We start from the raw sequence: 23,758 nt of genomic DNA, 5'->3' as shown, positions 1-23,758 counted from the left end.
GGAAAAGTGGTATGAAAGGAGGAAGCTGAAAATGATAGAAGTATGTGTTACAGTCTATTATAACGATAGAAATTATCAAACAAATGTTATTGTAAGTAAAGATACGATATGGACAAAAATTAAACAATTGGCAGAAGAACAAGTCAAAAAACAGTGGGGCTTTTAAATTGGATTATTTAAAAAGTGAAGTTACACGTTAGAGGCTTTAACTAAATCTAAGACTTTTCAGGACTTAAATATAGATAAGAAATTTGTATGAAAGGAGGAAGAAGGAAATGATAGAAGTATGCGTTACAGTTAATTATAACGATAGAAATTATCAAACAAATGTTATTGTGAATAAAGATACGATATGGAAAAAAATTAACCAGTTGGCAGAAGAACAAGTGAAGAAACAGTGGAGTGTTTAAATGTATTTTTAACTTAAAAAGCTAAATGAAGTTATGGAATCTATTTCTTTATGCTAAGAGTGGTTCTTATATATTTTAACGTTCAACTAACCTATCTGTAATGTTTATGGCTACAGTATGTTAATATAGGAGAAACAATATTTTTGATTGTAGGAGGAAAACAATGAACAGCGACTTTACCTTGGCCATACACAGTTTAACTTATTTAGCTTTACAGCCAGACCGGATGTCAACAAGCAATGCTATTTCAGAAAGTGCAGGTGTTCACCCAGTACGCATTCGCAAAGTACTAAGTTTGTTAAAAAAACATAAGTTTATACAATCGAAAGAGGGAACTGGTGGAGGTTTTATTTTCGCTCGCGATTTAGATGAAATTAATCTTTGGCATATTTATCAGATAACCTCTGAAGGTGCTTTGCAGCCGAAGTGTCCAGAATCAAACAATCAGTGTGTTGTAGGTTCGAACATGCGAAAAGTTCTTTTCGCTATTTTCTTAGGTGCTGAAGAGCATTTAGGTGAATACTTAAAGAATTATACGATGAAAGAAGTTGTTGACCTTATCAATCAAGAGCGTTAAGCAGCTTAATTATTATATAGCCGTGAGTTCTTAACACTTAAATGTAATGAAAAATATTACAGTATAATTTGTTTTTATATCTTTTTTATCGTCACAAAAAATGTTTATAGGAAGGTGAAACGGTATGATGTCAAATAATAATCATGTTTTAAAAGTAGGAGATTGGGTTCGTGGAATATCAAATGAAGGTGAATTAATAGTTGGTTATATTGTATCACTTGATGATGTAGAGGATATAGTTACAGTTAGTATTGTGAAACGTGACGGCCAGTACACAATAAACGAAGCGATTTTACTCTTTAGTAAACACGTTAACAAACTCCCTGAATCAAAGGTAATAAATAAGGAACAAATCCTTTATCTTATAGATCTTGCATTATTAACAGGGGATGAAGAATGGTTTATCGAGCTTTCTTCAAAATTAAACTCGATAAAAGAGCTAGTTAATGAGGGATTTTAAAATTTAAACTTTTGAGGGTGCACACAATCCGCCTTATGGAGAGGACACAATTACTTTTCGCATAAAAGGAAATGATGTAAAAACGATTCATTACAAACATAGAGATATCCCTGAAGAAGAGCCGAACAAACTACAATTAAGATGATATTGAAGTGATTTGTTTGTGTATTCCTGATAACGATAATTATGTAAATGAGCTGTCCATATGGGGCAGCTTTTTTGTTTTTTGCTCAGTGTAGCTTTTTAAATTGTATATGAATTCAATATTAATAATATATATCCTAAAATTTGGTTTTTGTATTTTGGGATTTTTTTCTTTTTACCTACATTAATTATTTATTAGAATATCTTTTATGTTTAAAATAAAATTTTTTGATAAAAGGGGATATAAGTATCTTTATAATAAGTCACCTAGAAAAACAATGTATTATTGTATTTTTTTACTAACTAATTCAGCTTTAAGCGATAAAAACAATGGCTACATGCTAACTGTAAAATATTATCCATATAAAATTATTCCTCGTTAATATTTCTGAAAATATAAAAATATTAATTTTATAAATATACACGTTATAATGAGGGCGTCGAGAGAAATTTTATTATCTCTGGAGAAAATATAAAAAATGCGATTATTAGTAAGAAAGGTGTGTGATTAGAGGCGAAATGTATGTAATGTGCTTCAGTGGCTTGTGTAAGCAATATCATCAGTGCTACCGAAGTTATGAAAGTAATGTATAGAATTGAGAAAGAAATGCCTCGCAAATGAAGAGAGGCCGGTTTAGCTAAAATTACTGTTAAAAGTAAAAAAGAGAAACCATTAAAGTAATACACTGTTATTAGAAATGTTGCAACGTATTTATGAAGTCTATTCTATATTGTTCTCTTAAGGGTTCTTTATATAAAGAGCGGATATTACGAGTAAACTTTTTTGTGAACGCTAACAATTATATTAGGACGCTAATTAGCGAATGTTTCAATTTGGATTCATTATGATGAAGAACATACAATGTGGGGCAACTTGTAAGGAATTCATTTTCCAAAAAGGGAATATTTGTTAGGTGCAAAGAGAGATGCAGGAATAGATACAAGGGGGAGTTATTATATGAACGGGAATACTGCAAAGAAAATAGAAGTTCAAGCTGAAAATACCGCACTAAAAAATGAGCAATATGCAGATCCGAAAAAGTGGCATAAGCAGGATACTACATGGGCACTCAGTCTATTTGGAACTGCAATTGGAGCAGGGGTGCTCTTTTTACCGATTAATGCAGGTTCAGGTGGTTTATTATCTTTACTACTAATTACATTGCTTGCATATCCAGTTATGTACTACTCACATAGGGCACTTGCTAAAATGATATACGCTTCTAATTCTGCTGATGAGGGGATCACAGGTACAATTAGAGAGTATTTCGGAAATAAAGCTAGTATCATTTTTAACATCGTATATTTCGGTTCAATTTATACAATCGTACTAATGTATTCGGTTGCGCTTACAAACACTGCAAGTAGTTTTATCGTGCATCAATTGCACATGCCAGAACCTCCAAGAGCTATTTTATCACTTGTATTAGTTCTTGGTCTTATCGCTATACTGAATTTTGGTCAAGATATTACTGTAAAGGTAATGAGTATGTTAGTGTATCCTTTCATAGTTTCTCTACTTTTTATCGCAATATCTTTAATTCCACAGTGGAATACGTCAATGCTTAGTTTTTCAGCTGTTTCAACTGCTTCAACAGGAACAGGCTATTTTGGGACGATATTGATGATTCTACCAATCATCGTATTCTCATTTAATCATTCACCTATGATTTCATCATTTGTTGTGAAACAGAGAGCTACGTATGGAATCGAAGCCACTGATGCTAAATGTGCGCAAATACAAAAGGTTTGTTATATCATGACATTCGCTGTTGTTATGTTCTTCGTTTGGAGTAGCGCATTGAGCTTGACTCCAGATGATATAAAAATGGCAAAAGAACAAAACTTATCAATTCTTTCATATCTTGCTAATGAGCTTAATTCGCCTGTAATCACTATTGCAGCTCCAATTATTGCTTTTGTGGCTATTACAAAGTCTTTCCTTGGCCATTATATAGGAGCATTTGAAGTAATGCGTGACATGATTATTAAGTTTGGTAAATCACGTGGAAAAGATATTGAAGAAAAAACAATTAAGACAATAATTCTTACTTTTGTTGTATTATCATGCTGGTTTGTTGCTTATACAAATCCAAGTATTCTTGGACTTATTGATTCTCTAAGCGGTCCTTTAGTTGCTGCTATCTTATGTCTATTACCGATGTATGCGATTCAAAAAGTGCCAGTACTAGCTAAATACAAAGGGAAAATGAGCAACGTATTTGTTATTATTGTAGGTGTACTTACTGTCTTAGCAAGTATTAAGTCATTATTCTAATTCACTACTGTTGGTTTTAGTATCAAAATAGTTGGATCTGAGAAAATAAGGAGCAAGTTTTGAATAGTTTTTTTCAAAACTTGCTCTTAAGATATTCTACGGAATTAATTTTACAAATAAGTTTATTCATATTAGTCATCTAGCGTTTTGGTCATATACTCATCCGATATTATCAAGACCTAAATCGAAAAATTTTAAATATCAAGCGCCTAACGTATTATATATCCCTAATATGTTAGGCGCTTTTATTTTGGATAATAAATTTTGAACCTGAATTTGAATAGTATATTTCTCTATTTGATGCTTATTTAATATTGTAAAATTTGTATTGAAAATTCGGGGTTTTAAAAGTATCATATACATATTCAAACATTTGAAGATGTATATGATACTTTTTGAAATTGAGGAAAAGTAACGGAGGGATTTCAATGGGAAACGAAATGCAACAATTTAAAGCAGATTTCTTTAAAGCCTTAGCACACCCTTTGCGAATAGGTATTTTAGAATTATTGTCAGAAGGTGAAAAAAGCGTAAACGAAATTCAAGATATTTTAAATAAGGAAGGCTCAGCTGTTTCTCAGCAATTAAGTGTACTACGTTCAAAAAATATTGTTGTTGGTAGGAAAGATGGAAAAAGAGTTTTATATTCTTTACGAGACCCTATTATTGTGGATTTATTGGTGGTTGCACGGAAGATTTTTAACAACCATTTAATCGATACGATTTCAATGTTAGAAGAGCTAGATGAAGCAGAAAGTGAAATGATGGCCAAGGAGGGATAGGTTGAGTATTGAGGTTAAGAAAGAAGATATCATCCAACATGGGATTGAAACATTTCGCTCATTAGGAGCTCATTACGTTTGTGAAGTTTGTATAAAAAGTGGGAATTCTTGTTGTTTTTCATGCCAACATTTACAAGATGGAGTTGGATGTCGAAAAAGAAATACTGCTTGTACAGCTTGGTTATGCGGAATTCAAGGTTTTTTATTTGATCAACTAGGATTACTGGATGAATGGAATCGTTTTTGGAGTGAAATTCCAGGACAAATGTTTCGTAGAGATATTACTCCAGATAAGGTAAGGATTAGATCGTTTATTGATACGAAGAAGCTAGATAGTAGAGCCGGAGAACGTCTAGCAGAAAGATTAAAATCCTATGTACAACAAGGTGGAGATATAGGTGAATTGGAGTGTCATTTAAGTAAAACATATAGTAAATATTAGGATGGTTTTTCTTTTTGTGAAAAGGACAATTTTCTGTATAAGGGACCGAGAAATACATTTGTAATCCAGATCTATTAAAAATAGAAAAGAAGGGTTTGTAATGAGAAAGTTATTTACAGGAAGGTTTGAAGGATATTCATTAGCACATTTTCAAAAGGATCTTCTTTCAGGAATGATTGTTGGAGTTGTTGCGATTCCACTTGCTATGTCTTTTGCTATTGCCTCTGGTGTTAAGCCAGAGTATGGGATTTATACAACCTGTATTGCTGGAATACTCATTTCACTGTTTGGTGGTTCGAAGTATCAAATTGGAGGACCTACAGGTGCTTTTGTTCCGATTCTTTTAGGAGTTGTAATTACCTATGGATACGAAAATTTACTACTCGCGGGTTTGTTAGCTGGAATTATTTTATGTCTTATGGGAATCTTCAAGCTAGGCTCTTTAATTAAGTTTATTCCACGTCCTGTAACAATTGGTTTTACTTCAGGTATTGCTGTTATTATCTTTACGGGACAAATTGCTAGTTTTTTAGGTTTAACAGGTATAAAAAAGCATGAGGAATTTCTAGCGAATTTGAAGGAACTCTTCACTCATATCAGTACTACCAATTTTTATAGTGTTATAACTGCTTTGATTTGCTTTTTTGTTATAGTCATAACACCAAAGATTTTACCAAAAGTGCCTGGTTCATTAGTAGGTGTTGTTATTTCAACTGTAATTGCAACTGTATTTTTCTCAGGTCATGTACCTACTATTGGTACAGCATATGGCACGATTCCAAATACACTTCCTCAGTTTGATATACCAGAAATCACATTAGAACGTATAAAACAGTTAATTGGTCCTGCATTTGTTATTGCGATGCTCGGTGGAATTGAATCGCTTTTATCCGCTGTCGTGGCAGATGGTATGACAAATAGTAAACACAACAGTAACAAAGAGCTTGTCGGTCAGGGGATTGCAAATATTGTTACCCCGTTATTTGGCGGGATTCCAGCAACTGGAGCAATTGCTCGTACAGCGACTAATATTAAGAGTGGGGCTGTATCTCCGATGTCGGGTATTATTCATGGGGGATTTGTGTTATTGACACTTTTACTGTTAGCTCCATATGCTTCACATATTCCTCTTGCTAGTATGGCTCCCATTTTAATGGTGGTAGCTTGGAATATGAGCGAACAAAAACATTTTTATCACATACTCAAAATGAAGACAGGAGATTCCCTTGTATTACTAGTAACATTTTTACTTACTGTATTTACTAGTTTAACAACAGCTGTGGAAATCGGTCTTATTTTAGCTGTTATTTTGTTTACAAAACGTATGAGTAATATGCTTGTTATATCTAAAGTGCTTCCTGATCATACAAAAAAGAATGAAAAATTGTTATCGCATGTGGTAAATAAAGCTCATGATTGTCCACAAATTAGTATTTATACAATAGAAGGGCCATTATTCTTTGGGGCTGCTCAAACATTTGAACAAAATATTTTAGCGACTATTCATTATAAACCTAAAGTTTTAATTTTACGTATGGGAAAAGTTCCTTTTATTGATACCACAGGAGAGTCTTACTTTAGGAATATTGTTCAGCACTTCAAAAAACAAGGTGGCGTACTTCTTATTTCTGGAATTCGATCAGAGCTAAAAGCCAATCTAGATAAGAATGGATTGTATGCTGAAATTGGGAAAGAAAACTTTTTTGATCATACCGGAGAAGCAATTAATTGTGCTTTAGGACATCTGAATACAAAAAAATGTATAGGGTGTAAGCATTTTGCTTTTCATGAGTGTACAGGGCTTTCTCAGCAATCTCAGGAAATCAATACAATAAAGAATAAAGTAAATGCATTAGATTTTTAAAAATTTCACTTCACATACAAAGTTTGTTTGATTTAATCTACTTTTTCATCATTTTATTAAAAAATAGAGAAGAAGAAAGTTTGCTTTGGAGAATGTGGAGAAAATTTTTTACAAGGTGTGAACAAGTAGTTTTTTTATACATTCAACAAATAAGTATCAAACAGTAAGAAGAGAATATTTCCCGTATATTTAAACGAAAAAGGGAAATTAAAAATAATATTTATTTAATAGAATACACGAAAACGAGTGGAGGAAATAAAAATATGTCTAATTTACCAAATTGTCCAAAATGTAATTCAGAATACACTTACGAAGATGGGAATCTTTTTGTTTGTCCAGAATGTGCTCATGAGTGGACTTTAGAATTAGAAGCTGAAAATAGTGAAGATACAAAGGTAATTAAAGATGCAAATGGAAATATTTTAAACGATGGTGATTCTGTAACAGTAATTAAAGATCTTAAAGTAAAAGGAACTTCATCAGTTGTAAAAATTGGTACAAAAGTAAAGAGTATCCGATTAGTTGATGGAGATCATAATATTGATTGTAAAATTGATGGTTTTGGAGCTATGAAATTAAAATCTGAATTTGTTAAAAAGGTATAAATACAATTTTGTTACATCAAAATTAGTTTGAAGTTAATGAATATACACTGTTTTTCAGCTGTACCCTGTGCCCAACAACTTAAGAATTTCGAATTACCTCGAAATGATAAAATGAACTTTTGGTTATGATTCAGCAGATTTTTTTGGGGAGTACCATGAAATTTTAGCTTGCTAGCGATATAGTGCTGCCGAAATATTTGAAATAGCTATAAGACTATTCTTTCGATGGTATGATGAAAGATATGGAAAAGGCATAGGTGTCAATCAGACCCCAATATTAATCTTGACCATTAGCAACAAAAAACCACCTCTCATAAAGGTGGTTTTTTAGTATTATTTTAATTAGTCACGTCTAAATGGACCTTTTGGAGCAATAAGCTCTAAATTAGTACCATCTGGATCACGGAAGTAGGCAACGCCTGTGCCAAATCCAGATTTCTAGCCGTCTTCTTGAAAGATAATTGGTTCGTCATATGGGTGCTATCCTATGCCCATCAAGCTAACAAAATGGATTGCCTCTGAAACAAAAAAATTTTTATTACTATAAAAAACGTAAAGTATCTGTTTTTAGAAAAAATTAATTTTTATAAATTGATGGAGATATAACTCAATTCTTTTATATATTTAGTTAAATATGATTGTCAGAATGAACTTAAAGTAATTATGATTTCTAGAAATGCGAACTGATGTTTTGAATTGGTTTAAAGTTGCTGGAACAAAATAAAACCAATTGAGCAAAAAACTTGCAAAAATAAAAAGAGAGATGTATATTAATTGATATATCAATAATTGATATATCAATTAATATTTTGACAAGAAAGAAAAGGAACATTTTATGAAGGAAATGTTCGTAAATATCAGTGGAGAAGAACGCAAAATACTTATTCGTGTTCTATTACAGATGCAAAAAAATGTAGAGAATATTAAAGAATAGAGAGTGTAGGGGGCAGAATAGTGTGGAAATAATCGCAGCTATTTTAGTCGGGATCGTAGCATTAGAACATTTGTTTATCATGATCCTTGAAATGTTTTTTATTGATTCAAAAGTAGCGAAACGTGCTTTCAAATTACCGAAGCATTTAGAAGGAGATCGAAACGTAGCCATTATGTTTGCAAACCAAGGTTTATATAATGGATTTTTAGCGGCTGGTCTCATTTGGGGACTTGTACTTGGGCTCAATCCAATTGGTTATATGGTCCAATTATTTTTCGTGATTTGTGTGGTGATAGCAGCTATTTTCGGAGGTTTCACATCTAATAAATCAATTATTGTGAAACAAGGACTTCCAGCTGTTTTAGCACTGGTTGCCCTTTTATGTATGATATAGAATCAAAGTTTCTCAATAAAAGAACTCATTTTTGAAAAGAATACGCTATTCTTTCTTTAGAATTATAGGAAAGGATGGCGTTTTTTTATGTCTATTTCTATATGTAGTGAATTATAACTATTCCCTCAAGGGACTCAACTGTTTTTCAGCTTTTGGATATATTTTCATCCATCTTTGTTTCCTCCTATTGTTGGATAGTGTAATAATTGATAAAAATTTTGATGAAATTGGATTATAACGATTGATCAAAAAAGTTAGTGATTAAAAATATTATTCTTTAGTACATACATTTTTAAGATGTTAAATATATTTCATAATAGTCTCTGTAAGATAGGGATAAGTAAAATAGTACTTTAAAGTACCTATAGCACTTTAAAGTGCGTACTTTTTATAACTTTGAATATCATTCATAATAGCACCAGCAAGAAGAAAACAAGCTTTACGGTACTAGTTACCAACGATGTTACAGAATTTTATTTAGAGTCAGATTGATTGAAAGGTTGTACTATATGGCCTAATAATTTCGGGAAAATGTCGGTGTGGCATAAAACAATTATGGAGGTTAAAGATATGAGTTCTTCAAATTTGAATGAAATAAGTAAACAAATTTTAAAAGAGGAGGAAACACTTCAATTTTCCTCTTTTACAAATGAAGATGCCTTGCAACTAGGTTTATTTATCGTTGAAACAGCAAAGCGAGAGGGAAAATTGATTGCTGTTGATATAACGAAAAATGGTGTCCAATTATTTCATTTCAAGATGACAGGGACAAATGAGGAAAATACGAAATGGATTGAGCGTAAAAAACGTGTCGTTTCTCTGCATGATCGTAGCTCGTATTATATGCAGATACAAAGTGAAATAACTGGGATTTCATATAATGAAAAATATCTTTTAGATACTTCGGAATATGCTGCGTTTGGTGGATGCTTTCCTATCAGAATAAAAAACGTAGGGGTTATTGGAATGATAACAGTTTCAGGATTACCACCAGAAGAAGATCACGAATTGGTAGTAAGAGCAGTTAAAAATCATTTGAACCAATAGTTGTAACGAGTCAATAGATAATTAATTTTAGGGGGCAACACTATGCCATTAATTGAGCTAAATACTTGGCCAACCATGTCAACAGAAGAAAAGAAGGCGTTTATTTATAATGTAACGGAACTTACAATAAAACTATTAAAAATTGTCCCTGACAAAATTCAAGTGTTGATAACGGAACTTGAGAAAGAAAATTGGGGGAAAGCTGGGGCTGTAGCAAGTGATGCTACCTTTGCTGAGAAAAGTAGGGTGTCCGATTGGGAGACAAAAGAGTCTTACGATACACCAGGTTGTAACGTTAATGGAATGGCTATTATTAAGATTGATATATGGAATACATTTGATCAAGAGACAAAGGATAAGTGGGTAAAAGAACTTACACAAGTAACATCTAAATATACTCATGCACCTTTGGATAAAGTGCTAATTCTTATTCGTGAAATGATTCCAGGGAACTGGGGACAAAGTGGTGTAACAGGATCTAATGCAGATTTCCTTTCCAAAAGTCGTACATTTTAATCGTTAAATAAAAAAGGCAAAAATGAACATATTTCTGTTCGTTTTTGCCTTTTTATTATTTGTCTGTGGTAATGAACATGATCCTTTATATGTTTAAGTAATGTCCTCTAAAGTTGCCTCTACGGGAAAAGTGTATTTCTTCATTTAAAAGTCTTTTTCATGGAATGTAGATTTCAATTTTTGAGCAAAATAAGCTAGGCTATATAAATGTTACTTTTTAGTACCTATAGTACTTTAAAGTACGTACTTTTTATTATGTTAAATATCATACATAATAGCACATGTGAGAGGGAAACAAGATTTATGGTACGAGCAATTAACTATGTTACTTTTTAGTACCTACAGCACTTTAAAGTACGTACTATTCATTGTATTGAATATATTTCATAATAGTACATGTAAGAGAGAGACAAGCTTTACGGTATTAAAAAGTACCTATAGTACTTTAAAGTGCGTTATTTAAAAAAAGAATGAAACCATTCATAATAGCGTTTGTAGAGATTAAATATGTTTTTTAGAAGATAAAAGGGCCTTTTTATCGCACTATTATGATAGGAATTATAAGGAAGAGGGGAAACTCAATTGAATTCATATACAGCATCGTCTTCAGAAGTTCAGACGAATCGAAGAAGTATATTTGCGTTATTAGCGCTAGCAATTAGTGCGTTCGGGATTGGGACAACTGAATTTGTTAGTGTCGGTTTATTACCATCTATTTCGGAAGATTTACATGTGTCGGTTACAACAGCTGGTTTAACAGTTTCTTTATATGCGTTAGGTGTAGCGTTTGGTGCTCCAGTATTAACGTCATTAACAGCTAATATGTCACGAAAAACGTTATTAATGTGGATTATGATTATTTTCATTATTGGTAACGGAATCGCAGCGGTAGCAACAAGCTTCACTGTATTACTTATTGCGCGAATTGTGTCTGCACTTTCACATGGTGTGTTTATGTCAATTGGTTCAACAATTGCTGCGGCACTTGTACCAGAAAATAAACGTGCTAGCGCGATTGCAATTATGTTTACTGGTGTAACAGTTGCGACTATTACAGGGGCACCAATTGGAACATTTATTGGTCAACAATTTGGCTGGAGAACATCATTTTTAGCAATTGTAGTAATTGGAATTATTGCCTTAATTGCAAATAGTATTCTCATTCCATCTAATATGAAAAAGGGTACGTCTGTATCATTCCGCGATCAATTTAAACTGATCACGAACGGAAGACTGTTACTTGTTTTCATCATTACTGCACTTGGATACGGTGGTACATTCGTAACATTTACGTATTTATCTCCGTTATTACAAGAAGTAACAGGATTTAAAGCTAATACAGTTACTATCATTTTATTAGTGTATGGAATCGCAATCGCGATAGGGAATGTGATTGGCGGTAAATTATCGAACCATAATCCAATTCGAGCGCTATTTTACATGTTCTTTATCCAAGCGATCATATTATTCGTTTTAACATTTACAGCGCCATTTAAGGTAGCTGGGCTAATCACAATTATTTTAATGGGACTATTCGCATTTATGAATGTTCCAGGGTTACAAGTATATGTCGTAATGTTAGCTGAACGATTTGTACCGAGTGCTGTCGATGTTGCATCGGCAATTAATATCGCGGCGTTTAATGCAGGGATTGCCCTTGGTGCGTATTTAGGTGGTATTGTAACGAACTCTTTAGGGTTAATTCATACAGCTTGGGTAGGCGGCATTATGGTAGTAGGTGCTGTTATTTTAACAGCGTGGAGTATGGCATTAGAAAAACGAGATCTAGTAAAATAAAAGGAGAGAAAATAAAATGAAAAATTTACAAAGTACAACAACATTGTATAACGGTGTAGAAATGCCTTGGTTCGGTTTAGGGGTATTTAAGGTAGAAGAAGGTCCGGAACTTGTAGAAGCGATTAAATCAGCAATTAAAGCTGGATACCGTAGCATCGATACAGCTGCAATTTATGGAAATGAAGCAGCTGTAGGTGAGGGAATCCGTGCAGGTATCGAAGCAACAGGGATTTCAAGAGAAGAATTATTTATCACTTCAAAAGTATGGAATGCAGATCAAGGATATGAAGAAACGATTGCTGCATATGAAGAGAGTTTAAAAAAATTAAAGCTAGATTATTTAGATTTATATCTTGTTCACTGGCCTGTAGAAGGGAAATATAAAGATACGTGGAGAGCGTTAGAAACACTTTATAAAGAAAAGCGTGTACGTGCAATTGGCGTAAGTAACTTCCAAATTCATCACTTACAAGATGTAATAAAAGATGCGGAAATTAAACCAATGATCAACCAAGTGGAATACCATCCTCGTTTAACACAAAAAGAATTACAAGCTTTCTGTAAAGAACAAGGTATTCAAATGGAAGCATGGTCACCACTTATGCAAGGTCAATTATTAGATAACGAAACATTACAAGAAATTGCTGAGAAACATGGTAAAACAACAGCACAAGTGATTTTACGTTGGGATCTTCAAAATGAAGTGATCACAATTCCAAAATCAACGAAAGAACACCGCATTATTGCAAATGCCGATGTATTTAACTTTGAATTAACGAAAGAAGATATGGAAAAAATCGATGCATTAAATCAAAATCACCGCGTTGGTCCAGATCCTGATAACTTTGATTTCTAATAGAAATGAGTAAAAAGAGTGCAAAAATTGCACTCTTTTTTATTTTCTATTCTATTCAATAAAATGTTTCTGTTTATATTATGACTTTTAAATTACTTTAAGCAATCTAAAGAACTGATTAACAGTATTAAAGTTTGACATAAAATAATGCATTCTATATTATATATGCTATAGCATGTAAATTATGATTTATTTGGAGGTGGCATATGGACTTATATGAGTTAACAGGACATCTTGTTCATCATACGGATGTGAAGTTAACAAATTATATAATGTAAGTTTTTAAGCACATATTGCTTATAAAATTTATCTTTTATATGCTGTAGCATATAAGTGTTATCTCATAACTTGTAACGGTAAAAATTTAAATAATACAGTAGATATATTATGAAACGAGGAGATTTTAGTTATGGAAAAATTCATATTAGCGTTTGATAGAGAACTTGTAATCGCAGAAAAAAAAGACTCAACATGGAGCGTCCAATCGCAGTTTGTAGGTGCGAATCCAGTTGCTTTAGCTTTAGATCCATACGACCAAGAAAGAATGTATTGTGGTACTTTTGATAGGGGATTATGGAGAAGTAAAGATGGAGGAAGTTCATGGGAAGCAATTGGTACGTTGCCTTCATTTGGTGAAGTGTTCCCAGCTAATGCTATTCATATGAGAGCTATTACAGCAGTTTCTGTATCTCCAGCGAAGGGGGATGACGGTAACGGGATTGTATATGTAGGAACTGAACCGAGTGCAATGTTCGTATCCAAAAATGGAGGAGACAGTTTTGAGCTGCTAACAGATTATCGACAAATGCCATCATATTCATCATGGTTCTTTCCTCAAAGAACATATACACACCATGTAAAACATATTGAAATTGATGCTAATAATCCAGAAACTATTTATACGACTATTGAGGTAGGTGGGTTAATTAAAAGTGTAGATGGAGGTAAGACATGGACTGAGGAAAAAGAGGGGAACTATCCTCAAGATATTCACATTCTTACATCACATCGCAATGCCCCAAATCGTTTATACGGGGTGTTAGGTGATTCATTCTTGAAAGAACCAGGTCAAGAGTATGCGGAGAGTAATGATGGAGGTAAGACTTGGAACTATATGTGTAGCGGGCTAAAGCATCATTACGCATATCAAATGGCAGTTAACCCAAATGATCCAGAAAATATTATTATCGCGACATCTTCAAATCCACACGTAGCGCATGATTACAATAATGGAAATTGTGAATCATTTATTTATAAGAAAGAAAAAAATCAGTCTTGGGCAGAAATGAATGCAGGTTTACCAACTCCTAAAGGGACAATCATACCAGTATTAAAGGCAACAAGTGATGGAACGTTTTATCTGTTTAGCAATAAAGGAGTGTATCAGTCAGTAGACGGTGGTTCAAATTGGACATCATTAGAGATTCCTTGGGAGAATAGATTTATGGAACAGCATCCATATGAGATGTTAATTATTAAATAAGTGACGGGTATAGTTTTTACTACTATTCATTGGTAATGTTTAGTTGAATTTAAATTAAAAATGTAAAAAGCCAGGTATTGTGTTATTCATGCTACCTGGCTTTTTTGACCATCAATTTAAGGTTATTTTCATATTTGTGTAAATATGAAACAAGCAGGATACATGAATAGAGAATGGGTAAAATAATACCGAATGATCACTAGATTGTATCAATGATGCTATAAGAGTTTTTTTAGGTGAACTGAAGCAAGAAATAGTGGTTTAGATTCAGAATGACTAGCAATTGGTGTTATGGAGTTCGATGGTTCAAAAATGAACTCATTTCAACTCATATTATCTTCGCAATGTATCATTTTGAAGAATATTAAAACTTAGGAGGAAATGAATTATGACAAAAGATTTCTATACTGCACTGAAAGAAAGACGTACTTACTATGGAATTAACAAAGAGGTACAAGTATCGGATGAAAAAATTAAAGAAATCGTGGAGTTTGCTGTGAAATATACTCCATCAGCTTTCAATTCTCAAACTGCGCGATTAGTTGTATTATTTGGTGAAGCTCATGATAAATTATGGGATATTACAACTGAAACATTAAGAAAAGTAGTTGGAGATGGAGATTTCTCAGGAACGCAACAAAAAATGGATTCTTTTAAAGCTGGTTATGGAACAGTACTATTCTTTGAAGATGAGGCTATCGTTAAATCGCTTCAAGAAAAATTTGCTGCATATGCTGAAAACTTCCCAATTTGGTCACACCAAGCATCAGGTATGCACCAATTAGTCGTGTGGACAGGTTTAGAAGCAGAGGGATTAGGGGCGTCTTTACAACATTATAATCCATTAATTGACGATGAGGTAAAACAAGAATGGAATGTCCCTGCTAATTGGAAGCTAATTGCACAAATGCCATTTGGTAATCCGACAGCTGTACCAGGTGAAAAAGAATTCCAACCACTTGAAGAGCGTGTGAAATTTCATAAGTAACATTCAAATGTAATAAAGTGAAGCTTTAATTAGTAGTGGTCTTACTGTTCGCAAATAGCGGAGGAAGCTAACTGTATTGTGAAAAAAACTGTTTCGTCAAAAAAGTTTATTCGTTCTGTTAAAAACACTATTTTAATCTTTAAAGGAACAAGGTGATCGCTTTGATCACCTTGTTTCATTTCTTAAATTTTATTTTATTCATTCAAAAACGCTAGCTTTTCATAAATGTTTGAAAAACTAGCGTTTTAATTATAGATATTTGTAATTTGATTACTTAAAACTATATACGAAAAAGCTTTTATGCTATTCCTCAAGTTTTACCCATTCCTGTGACCATTCTTCTATTCCACGAATAATGGATTCTAAAGCAAATCCTTTTTGAGTTAAAGAATATTCTATACGAACTGGTGTCTCAGGAAAGACTTTACGTTCGACAATTCCTTCTAGTTCTAATTCTTTCAATCTTTCTGAAAGTAATCTTCCGCTTACAGGAAGAGAAGATTCAAGCGTACAAAAGCGCTGAGATCCAGAAAAAAGTTGGTAAATAATTAGTGCTGTCCATCGTTGACTAAAAAATTTCATTCCTTTTTCAAAGCGAGGGCATAATGTCGAATCATTCATTTTCCTTCACCTCCTAAAATAAATTATATAACATCTTACTATTAGTAACAAATGTTTTTATAATTAATTACTTGACGTAAATTAATTACGAATGTATACTAACTTACATAAAGTAACTAAGTTGTTTTATGTAACTAGAATTCTTTTCTTTAAATAGCCAAGGTTGTAATGATACATATTGCATATAAGCTGAGAGAAAAAAGAATATCATCTGTAAAAACACTTACGCTGTGTAAGTTAAACAATAAAAAATATAACAATGGAAGAGAATTTTTTAGAGATTCTCTATACTAGGAGGTACCTAATGGTTACAACAGATACAATTCATATGTTAGAAGATAAAATTCAATTTATACATCAAGATGGAAAGGATATTTATTTAGTAGGACCTATCAAATTGCCAATTAATTTATATGGGGAGACTAAAATTTTCCAATGGTATTCTTGGTTACAATGTAGTGAGGTTACAAATAGTGTAGAAGGAATTATCGAAAAACTCTCATCTATTAATTTAGCTGATATGCAGCAATCTAGTGTGCTTGTGTATGGTGATTTTGAGAATTCTGAAGATGCCCTAATTCGTATGCATAGTATTTGTCACACCGGTGATATCTTTGGTAGTAAACGTTGTGACTGTGGATTCCAATTAAAGCAGTCTTTACAAATGATTACAGAACATGGTTCAGGTGCTTTATTTTACTTAGCGAATCATGAAGGCAGAGGAATTGGCTTGTTTAGTAAAGCGATGACGTATCTCTTGCAAGAAAATGGGTTAGATACAGTGGAAGCCAATCTGAACCTAGGTTTTGAAGATGATATTCGAAATTACGATGACACAATTGAAGTATTAAAAGCGCTACGCTCAAAACCTGTAAAACTTATTACAAATAATCCGAAAAAATTAGAAGCGTTACAAAAAGCTGGGTTAAATGTTACGAGTCGTGAACCGTTATGGGGGGATGTCTCAGAATTTAATGAGAAATATTTGCAAACAAAGATTCAACGTTCTGGACATTTTGAAGGGGGACACTTACATGCTTGAGCATGAATTGTATATGAAGCTAGCACTAGAAAATGCCAAGGCTATGAAGGGACAAACGACTCCAAATCCACTGGTTGGATCTGTAATTGTAAATGATAACCGAATTGTAGGGATCGGAGCACATATGAAGGCTGGAGAACCACATGCCGAAATACATGCGATACGTATGGCGGGAGAACAGGCACGTGGTGGTACAATCTATGTAACTCTTGAACCTTGTTCTCATCATGGAAGAACAGGGCCTTGTGCAGAAGCAATTGTACAAGCAGGAATTAAGAAGGTAGTAGTTGCTACACTTGATCCAAATCCACTTGTTTCTGGACGTGGAATTAAAATTCTGCAAGATGCTGGTATTGAAGTGCTTGTAGGAGTGTGTGAAGAAGAAGCTAAAAAGATGAATGAAGTCTTTAATAAATATATTTTGACAAAGCGCCCATTTGTAACGATTAAATCAGGAGTTACATTAGATGGGAAAATTGCTACTTCTTTATCGGATAGTAAGTGGATTACATCTACAGAAGCAAGACAGGAAGTACACCAAATACGAAACGAAAATGCGGCTATTTTAGTAGGAGCGAATACTGTTCAAAAGGATAATCCATCATTGACAACGCGTATTCCAAATGGACGAAATCCAATTCGAATAATAATGGACTCGACATTACGCATACCGATGGAAGCTAACGTTGTTACAGATGGAGAAGCTCCTACCTGGATATTTACAACAAGTAATCATGCAGCGAAAAAAAAGAAAGCATTAGAAAATGCAGGAGTTAAAGTATTTGTTACTAGCGGAGAAAAGCATATAAACTTACATGAAATGCTTGATGTTTTAGGACAAAAAGGAGTTTCCTCCCTGCTTATTGAAGGTGGTGGAGAGGTAAATGCTTCGTTTATTGAAAATGGATTGATGGATAAACTTATTTTATATATTGCACCTAAAATTATTGGGGGTAGAATGGCGCCTAGCTTTGTAGAGGGTGCTGGTATTGCTAAAATGCAAGATGCGATTGAGTTTGAGGACATATCCTTTACCCAGGTTGGAAAAGATTATAGATTTATTGGCTATCCAAAATATCGGAAAGAAGAGGAATAAGGAGAATAAAAAAATACTTATATTTTTCAATAAATGAAGTACAGAAAGGAGCGATGAAGAGTGAAGTTTGGATTTGATATCGATGATACGTTAATTGATTTAAGACAGCATGCTTTTCATTTATATAACAAAAAATTAAACAAAAAAGTAGGTTTGGATGTATTTCATACTTTAAAAACAATTGAAATTCATGAAGCATTTGGCATGACTTCGGAGGAAGGCAGTCATATGTGGAATAGTTTGCTGGATGAGATTTATTATACTTCTTGTTCACCGTTTCCATATGCAGTAGAGACATTACAAGAATTAGAAAAACAGGGACATGAAATATACTATATAACAGCACGGCCTAAAGAACATGGAGAGCAAACAAAAAAATGGTTAATAGAAAAAGGTTTTCCGGTACATGAAGATCGCTTTTTCTATGGAATGAGGGATGAAGAAAAAATACACTTCATACAAGAAATAAAATTAAACTATTTCTTTGATGATAAGCCGGCAGTCTTAGAAACGTTAATAGGAAAACCGATAAATGTGTATGCAAAAACTACTTCTTACAATCAACATCTCAATATCCCGCGGATTACAAGTTGGACGGAGTTAGGAGATATTATAAAGAAAGAAATGTGAGGATTTAACTGGCAAATCAAATAGAGCTAAGAGTATATTGAGTGTTACAATTTTAGAGGAAAGACATAGGTGTTATGTCTTTCCTTATTTTTTAATACTATCGTTTTTATTAGTGTGATGTGCTAGGAGTACTTCTAATAGAGAGGAAATAGAAAAATGAGCAATAAGAAAAATATTTTTAAGCTAGTCTTGTATGGTAGTGTAATTTATACATCAATGATGGGTTCCCCTAGTGCCACAATATTTTTGGATATTTTGGATGAGAAGTTCAAGAATTAATAGGGTGTGTTCATAATCATGAATTTTTGGAAAACCAAAATTACAATGTTAGGTTATTTTGAATCAGTAGTGGATGATATGCAAAATTGCATATTACAAAATAAACATCGTAATTTTTGAATTCTTGGTATAAAATACATTACTTAAACTATATATTAGAATGGAGAAAGTGAATTGGAATTATTAAGAAACAGTAAGGTTGGTACAAAACTAAACATATTAATAACTATATCAAGTATTGCATGTATAGTATTATCCCTAATAGGGTTTTGGGGATTAGAAAGAGGGAAAAGTACTTCCTCTAATATGTATGAGGATAATTTACTACCAATTGAGTGGATTGGTATTGTAGAATCTAATTTTTATCATGTTAATATGAACTTTATGGAAATTATGGTATCAAAAGATGAAAAAAGAATGAATGAATTAATAAGAGAAATGGACGGAATTCGTCAGGAAAATGATTATCTTTTAAAGCAGTTTGAGGCTAAAGTTATTTCTACTAAAGAAAAAGAATTATATAACACGTTTTATGAAACATTTAATAAATTAAGAACTCAAATGAAGAAAGCGCAAGAATTAGGGAAATCTAATAATGAGGAAGCATATGCATATTACCTAAAAGAGATTGAACCTAATATGCAAAAATCAATAAAATCAATTCGTGAATTAATTTTATATAATAGTAATAATGCAGAGCTTTTACAGAAGGAAAATAATAATAGTGCTCAAAATACAATGATAATGTTTGTTAGTATTTCGCTTTTAGCAATTTTGATAATTATATTAATTGGATATATTATTAAATTAACTATCCGAAAACCACTTGTGTTACTACAAAATGATATGGAAAAAGTAGCAGCTGGAGATTTAACAACACGTACTCCTTATAAAGCAAATAATGAATTAGGGCATATTGTTCAGTCTTTTAATAGTATGTTAGATAACCTTCAACAATTAATTGCGAATGTTAAGATGACAACACAAGAGGTTATTTCTACTACGGAGGGCGTATTACAAGATACAAATCGAGCGTCTAGTATTTCAAATGAGGTTGTACAGACTGTTTTAGAAGTAAAAACAAAAATAGAAGGACAGGTAACTAGTATTCAGGAGAGCTCATCCTCAATGGAAGAAATTACAACAGGGGTGCAAACTGTAGCTGAATCTTCAGCAGTAGTCGCTGAGGTAGCAGTAACGACTACAGAACGAATAAATATCGGTAGTGAAGTGATAAATCACTCTATTCTTCAAATGAATAGTGTGCATGATGTTGTCGAGGAAACATCAAAAGTAATAAATAAACTTGTTACACGTACACAACAGATTGATACAGCTCTCGCTGCAATTACTAATATTGCCGAACAAACGAATCTTCTTGCCTTAAATGCCGCTATTGAAGCGGCACGTGCTGGAGAGAATGGGAAAGGATTTGCAGTGGTTGCCGCAGAAGTTCGAGACTTGGCTGAGCAATCTAAAGAATCTGCAAAGGAAGTGAATCATTTAATAAAATCCATTCAACAAGATACTCAAGATACAGTTAATGTCATGCGAAAAGGCCAACAGAAGGCAGTAGAAGGAAAAGAAGCTGCCCACAAAGCGAATCAAACCTTCTTGTCTATTATGAGAGATATTGATAAGATTACAAGTCAAATTCAAGAAGTATCCGCAGCGACAGAAGAGATGTCTGCTGGTACAGAAGAAGTAAATGCTTCTCTTTCGCTAGTTTCTGAAACTGCAACGGATGTGAAAAAGGAGACGCTTCAAACAGTAAATTCAATTCAATCACAGGCCGTATCAATTGAACAAATATCAATCCAATCCAACAAAATGAAAGAAAAGGTGGAAGAATTAAGGGGATTGGTTTCAAAATTTAATATTACAGAATAAGATAATTTATTCAATTATAAATGTAATAACATGTATGAAAACACATGAAGACTTAAGGGGCTTCGTGTGTTTTTTTTATTGAATAATGTATGAAATAATATTGGATCATTACAAGATATCTCGAAATTTTTCGTTAAACATTAATATATGCAAAATTACATATATTTAATGATTGATAATCATGAGCTAATGTAACTATAATAATTACACTAATAAGTAACTTACTGACGACAGTTATAAGTAAAGAAGGAGGGTTTTATTGTATTTTGTATATAAAAAATAGAAAAGGAGATATGTAAATGAAAAGGCTACTTGTTATAGGCATCATGTATACAATGTTTTTCTTCATAGGAAATATACACTTACATGCTGATGAACGAACAAATGTAAAAGAAATTACTAGTTTAGAAGAGCCTACTTGGATATTTCAGGCGGGCATAAGTAAGGGTAAATATCACGATCGACAAGATTTAGGATTTATTTTGCAGAGAAATACACCATTAAAGGTAAGACAAACGAATCCTAATTTTAAAGACAAATTAACATTACGTTTATTGTCTAATGACTCTAAAAATGAAAAATCCATACAAGTAGGAAATGAATGGATTACCATTCAAGGTGATACGCCTTTAGTTCCTTTCATAGATACTCCGTATGGTGAAGAGCACGCTGTACTTGAGTACCAAGTAGGGAATGAAAGTGCTACTAAACCTCTTCCCATTTATAAACAACAAGGAAGTGTATCTCAATTTTTTAGTACATGGGATCAATTTGATGGAGAGTATGCGTTACTTCAAGGGGAGAGTTTTCAATTATTTATACCTAAAAAAGATAAAGAAATAGTAAGGTCTTTAAAAGATTTTCAATCATTGGATGAGTTAATTGCGTATTATGAAAATATTTTTGCGATGTATGATTCAATTATTGGTTTAGATGGTTCAGCGGTTGAAAATAAAAAAAGTCAAAATCGTTATTTTTTAAAAGCAGATATATCCGGTGCTGGCGGTGCCTATTATGGTGCAAATTGGACAGCGAATAGTTCAGATAGTACAAAGATGTGGTTAGATAAACTGAGTTGGGGAACTTTACATGAAATCGCTCACGGATACCAAGCTGGTTTTGATAATCAAGGAATATTTACAGGAGAAGTTTCTAATAATCTATTCGGTGTTCAATATCAATATAGTAAATATGGAAAAAAAGCAGATCAAGTTGGTTGGTTGTTTAATTTCGGGAAAAAGGAACAAGTAGAACGGAATTTATATAATGCTTTAATGAAAGAAAATAAAAATTATGATGACTTAGATTTACGACAAAAACTTATTCTTTTAACGATGGCGAAACAAAAAGCTGGCGATGAAGCTTTTGCAAAAATGTATCAAGGTTATCGAAAACTAGCTAGTAATGCTGCTTTTAAAAAAGGTGACCATTCTTTACCAGATTTAATGAATCAGTATTATAGCGAGAATGTACAAGTTGATTTTACACCCGTTTTTGAAAGATGGGGCTTTAAGCTTAATCATAAACAAATAGAGATGAATAGGGCGAAAGGTTATCCGGCAGTTACTTCTTTAGCGTATATAGTGCCTGAATCACAATTAGCTAAGGCGAGAGCTCTAGTTGATCCTGATATTCCGATAAACTCTAACTTTGAAATAGTTACGAATCAGCAAATTGCTTCACTTAGGTTAAAAGGGAATTTGCATATCCATTTAAATACAAATGAAATAGATACATTGAAAGGAAGAAAGATTAAATTAAAAGAAGGGAATACAGTTGTTCAAGAAAAAACAATTGAAACAGCAGATATCAATTTACAAGACGTACCAAATGGGGTTTATACGGTTGAAATTTCAGGTGAGAAAATGGATAGAATGTATCATTTCCGTTCGTATTATGCCTATGTAAAGGAAAAGGATAATAGTCTAACGATTGATGTTAACGAAATGAAAGTGAGCAATTTGGTAAATGAAACGATTCAATTCCTAGGATTAGGAGATGATCAGTTTGCCGAATTAAATACAGACTTAGAGCAAAAGCGGGCTGTTTTTACGGTTACTACTAAAACGCCTCATAGCTATTATGCAGATGAAAAATACGCATCAATAGAGGTGTTTAATGAGAAAGGTGAAAAAATTTATACGAAGGAAATGGAAGGGACAAATGTAACGATTGTAAAAGATACTATTCCACTAAAAGAAGGATATAAAATTAAAATCTATCATGATGAAATAAAAAAACGATTAACTAGTAAAGCTACTATTATTAATCCTATGAATAAAACGAATGAATTTATAATGACAAAATGGGGACTGAAAAATACTTATTTAAAAAATAATCCAGAAGAAAATCTTATGAAAAGAATTGATGAAGAAATGGAAGAAATTATAAGTAATCCGGTTTTAAAAGAGATACCAATGCAAAAATTAGAAATGAAAAAGAATGTGTGGATGGCGATAAATATGTTATCAGAACCACAAAAAATAACGTATATAAATAAATATAAAGATAGCTTATATAATGAGTAATTTTTGAGGAATGAAATGAATCTAAAAGTAAAGACGCAATCTATCTATATTATGAGGAATCACAATTCATAAACAGTAGATAAACATAGATAGTT

22 protein-coding genes and 2 pseudogenes are annotated in these 23,758 nt (G+C 32.7%); 22 read left to right on the top strand and 2 right to left on the bottom strand.

Annotated elements, in window-relative coordinates; all coding sequences use genetic code 11:
• The first annotated feature begins 31 nt into the window (after positions 1 to 31).
• The 10 genes and pseudogenes from ACTFRU_RS05140 (at position 32) to ACTFRU_RS05095 (ending at position 7,562) form a co-directional block, all read left to right on the top strand.
• Positions 32 to 166 (top strand): BA3454 family stress response protein, encoded by a 135-nt coding sequence (locus ACTFRU_RS05140; protein WP_290101419.1) that lies wholly within the window; start codon positions 32 to 34, stop codon positions 164 to 166.
• A 109-nt stretch (positions 167 to 275) separates the two neighbouring features.
• Complete coding sequence (locus ACTFRU_RS05135; RefSeq protein WP_290101418.1) at positions 276 to 410, top strand: BA3454 family stress response protein; 135 nt, start codon at positions 276 to 278, stop codon at positions 408 to 410.
• 163 nt (positions 411 to 573) lie between these two features.
• Positions 574 to 987 carry an Rrf2-family transcriptional regulator SaiR gene (gene saiR / locus ACTFRU_RS05130; RefSeq protein WP_001083465.1) on the top strand — a complete coding sequence of 138 codons (414 nt, stop codon included), beginning with the start codon at positions 574 to 576 and terminating at the stop codon, positions 985 to 987.
• Positions 988 to 1,111: 124 nt separating this feature from the next.
• Positions 1,112 to 1,447 (top strand): IDEAL domain-containing protein, encoded by a 336-nt coding sequence (locus ACTFRU_RS05125; protein WP_000987462.1) that lies wholly within the window; start codon positions 1,112 to 1,114, stop codon positions 1,445 to 1,447.
• A gap of 7 nt (positions 1,448 to 1,454) precedes the next feature.
• Positions 1,455 to 1,592: pseudogene (locus tag ACTFRU_RS05120) on the top strand (DUF3888 domain-containing protein); the annotation flags it as partial.
• Positions 1,593 to 2,549: 957 nt separating this feature from the next.
• The gene (locus ACTFRU_RS05115; RefSeq protein WP_001014168.1) at positions 2,550 to 3,869 is read left to right on the top strand and encodes an aromatic amino acid transport family protein; all 1,320 of its coding nucleotides are present in this window, start codon (positions 2,550 to 2,552) and stop codon (positions 3,867 to 3,869) included.
• A gap of 428 nt (positions 3,870 to 4,297) precedes the next feature.
• Positions 4,298 to 4,651, top strand: a complete 354-nt coding sequence (locus ACTFRU_RS05110) for an ArsR/SmtB family transcription factor (protein ID WP_000526187.1) — start codon at positions 4,298 to 4,300, stop codon at positions 4,649 to 4,651.
• Between the two features lies 1 nt (position 4,652).
• Positions 4,653 to 5,093, top strand: a complete 441-nt coding sequence (locus ACTFRU_RS05105) for a hypothetical protein (protein WP_000021463.1) — start codon at positions 4,653 to 4,655, stop codon at positions 5,091 to 5,093.
• A 100-nt stretch (positions 5,094 to 5,193) separates the two neighbouring features.
• On the top strand, positions 5,194 to 6,957 hold the full coding sequence (locus tag ACTFRU_RS05100; protein ID WP_049107867.1) for a SulP family inorganic anion transporter: 1,764 nt from the start codon (positions 5,194 to 5,196) through the stop codon (positions 6,955 to 6,957).
• A 263-nt stretch (positions 6,958 to 7,220) separates the two neighbouring features.
• Positions 7,221 to 7,562 (top strand): zinc ribbon domain-containing protein YjdM, encoded by a 342-nt coding sequence (locus ACTFRU_RS05095; protein ID WP_000067659.1) that lies wholly within the window; start codon positions 7,221 to 7,223, stop codon positions 7,560 to 7,562.
• A gap of 342 nt (positions 7,563 to 7,904) precedes the next feature.
• On the opposite strand, the pseudogene ACTFRU_RS05090 reads toward ACTFRU_RS05095, so the two are convergent.
• Positions 7,905 to 8,039 (bottom strand): annotated as a pseudogene (locus tag ACTFRU_RS05090) (VOC family protein); the annotation flags it as partial.
• Positions 8,040 to 8,518: 479 nt separating this feature from the next.
• Between ACTFRU_RS05090 and ACTFRU_RS05085 the strand changes: the two are divergent.
• From ACTFRU_RS05085 to ACTFRU_RS05055, 7 genes are all read left to right on the top strand, one after another.
• Positions 8,519 to 8,890 (top strand): DUF1304 domain-containing protein, encoded by a 372-nt coding sequence (locus ACTFRU_RS05085; protein WP_000402472.1) that lies wholly within the window; start codon positions 8,519 to 8,521, stop codon positions 8,888 to 8,890.
• Positions 8,891 to 9,421: 531 nt separating this feature from the next.
• The gene (locus ACTFRU_RS05080; protein ID WP_106825200.1) at positions 9,422 to 9,937 is read left to right on the top strand and encodes a heme-degrading domain-containing protein; all 516 of its coding nucleotides are present in this window, start codon (positions 9,422 to 9,424) and stop codon (positions 9,935 to 9,937) included.
• Between the two features lie 42 nt (positions 9,938 to 9,979).
• Positions 9,980 to 10,453 (top strand): tautomerase family protein, encoded by a 474-nt coding sequence (locus tag ACTFRU_RS05075; RefSeq protein WP_023522568.1) that lies wholly within the window; start codon positions 9,980 to 9,982, stop codon positions 10,451 to 10,453.
• Between the two features lie 582 nt (positions 10,454 to 11,035).
• The gene (locus ACTFRU_RS05070; protein ID WP_440037522.1) at positions 11,036 to 12,250 is read left to right on the top strand and encodes an MFS transporter; all 1,215 of its coding nucleotides are present in this window, start codon (positions 11,036 to 11,038) and stop codon (positions 12,248 to 12,250) included.
• Between the two features lie 16 nt (positions 12,251 to 12,266).
• Positions 12,267 to 13,106 (top strand): aldo/keto reductase, encoded by an 840-nt coding sequence (locus tag ACTFRU_RS05065; protein ID WP_327946797.1) that lies wholly within the window; start codon positions 12,267 to 12,269, stop codon positions 13,104 to 13,106.
• A 409-nt stretch (positions 13,107 to 13,515) separates the two neighbouring features.
• On the top strand, positions 13,516 to 14,589 hold the full coding sequence (locus tag ACTFRU_RS05060) for a WD40/YVTN/BNR-like repeat-containing protein (RefSeq protein ID WP_440037521.1): 1,074 nt from the start codon (positions 13,516 to 13,518) through the stop codon (positions 14,587 to 14,589).
• Between the two features lie 388 nt (positions 14,590 to 14,977).
• Positions 14,978 to 15,577 (top strand): nitroreductase family protein, encoded by a 600-nt coding sequence (locus ACTFRU_RS05055; RefSeq protein WP_106824597.1) that lies wholly within the window; start codon positions 14,978 to 14,980, stop codon positions 15,575 to 15,577.
• A 303-nt stretch (positions 15,578 to 15,880) separates the two neighbouring features.
• Here ACTFRU_RS05055 and ACTFRU_RS05050 read toward each other — a convergent pair whose 3' ends face one another.
• A complete protein-coding gene (locus tag ACTFRU_RS05050; protein WP_016124968.1) occupies positions 15,881 to 16,198 on the bottom strand; it encodes a winged helix-turn-helix transcriptional regulator in 318 nt (105 codons plus the stop codon).
• A gap of 304 nt (positions 16,199 to 16,502) precedes the next feature.
• On the opposite strand from ACTFRU_RS05050, the gene ACTFRU_RS05045 reads away from it, so the two are divergent.
• From ACTFRU_RS05045 to ACTFRU_RS05025, 5 genes are all read left to right on the top strand, one after another.
• Positions 16,503 to 17,240, top strand: a complete 738-nt coding sequence (locus ACTFRU_RS05045; protein WP_440037520.1) for a GTP cyclohydrolase II — start codon at positions 16,503 to 16,505, stop codon at positions 17,238 to 17,240.
• Entirely contained in the window at positions 17,233 to 18,336 is a 1,104-nt protein-coding gene (gene ribD / locus ACTFRU_RS05040; protein ID WP_440037519.1) for a bifunctional diaminohydroxyphosphoribosylaminopyrimidine deaminase/5-amino-6-(5-phosphoribosylamino)uracil reductase RibD, read from the top strand. Before ACTFRU_RS05045 ends, ribD begins: the two co-directional genes overlap by 8 nt.
• A gap of 60 nt (positions 18,337 to 18,396) precedes the next feature.
• Positions 18,397 to 18,966 (top strand): 5' nucleotidase, NT5C type, encoded by a 570-nt coding sequence (locus ACTFRU_RS05035; RefSeq protein WP_440037518.1) that lies wholly within the window; start codon positions 18,397 to 18,399, stop codon positions 18,964 to 18,966.
• Positions 18,967 to 19,419: 453 nt separating this feature from the next.
• Complete coding sequence (locus ACTFRU_RS05030; RefSeq protein WP_065212048.1) at positions 19,420 to 21,135, top strand: methyl-accepting chemotaxis protein; 1,716 nt, start codon at positions 19,420 to 19,422, stop codon at positions 21,133 to 21,135.
• 299 nt (positions 21,136 to 21,434) lie between these two features.
• A complete protein-coding gene (locus ACTFRU_RS05025; RefSeq protein ID WP_440037517.1) occupies positions 21,435 to 23,663 on the top strand; it encodes a putative mucin/carbohydrate-binding domain-containing protein in 2,229 nt (742 codons plus the stop codon).
• The last annotated feature ends 95 nt before the right edge of the window (positions 23,664 to 23,758 follow it).

It is taken from the genome of Bacillus cereus group sp. MYBK220-1 (genome assembly GCF_051916445.1).
Classification (GTDB): domain Bacteria; phylum Bacillota; class Bacilli; order Bacillales; family Bacillaceae_G; genus Bacillus_A; species Bacillus_A cereus.
Note: the sequence above shows the minus strand (reverse complement) of the source record. Positions and strands in the feature narration are given on the sequence as shown.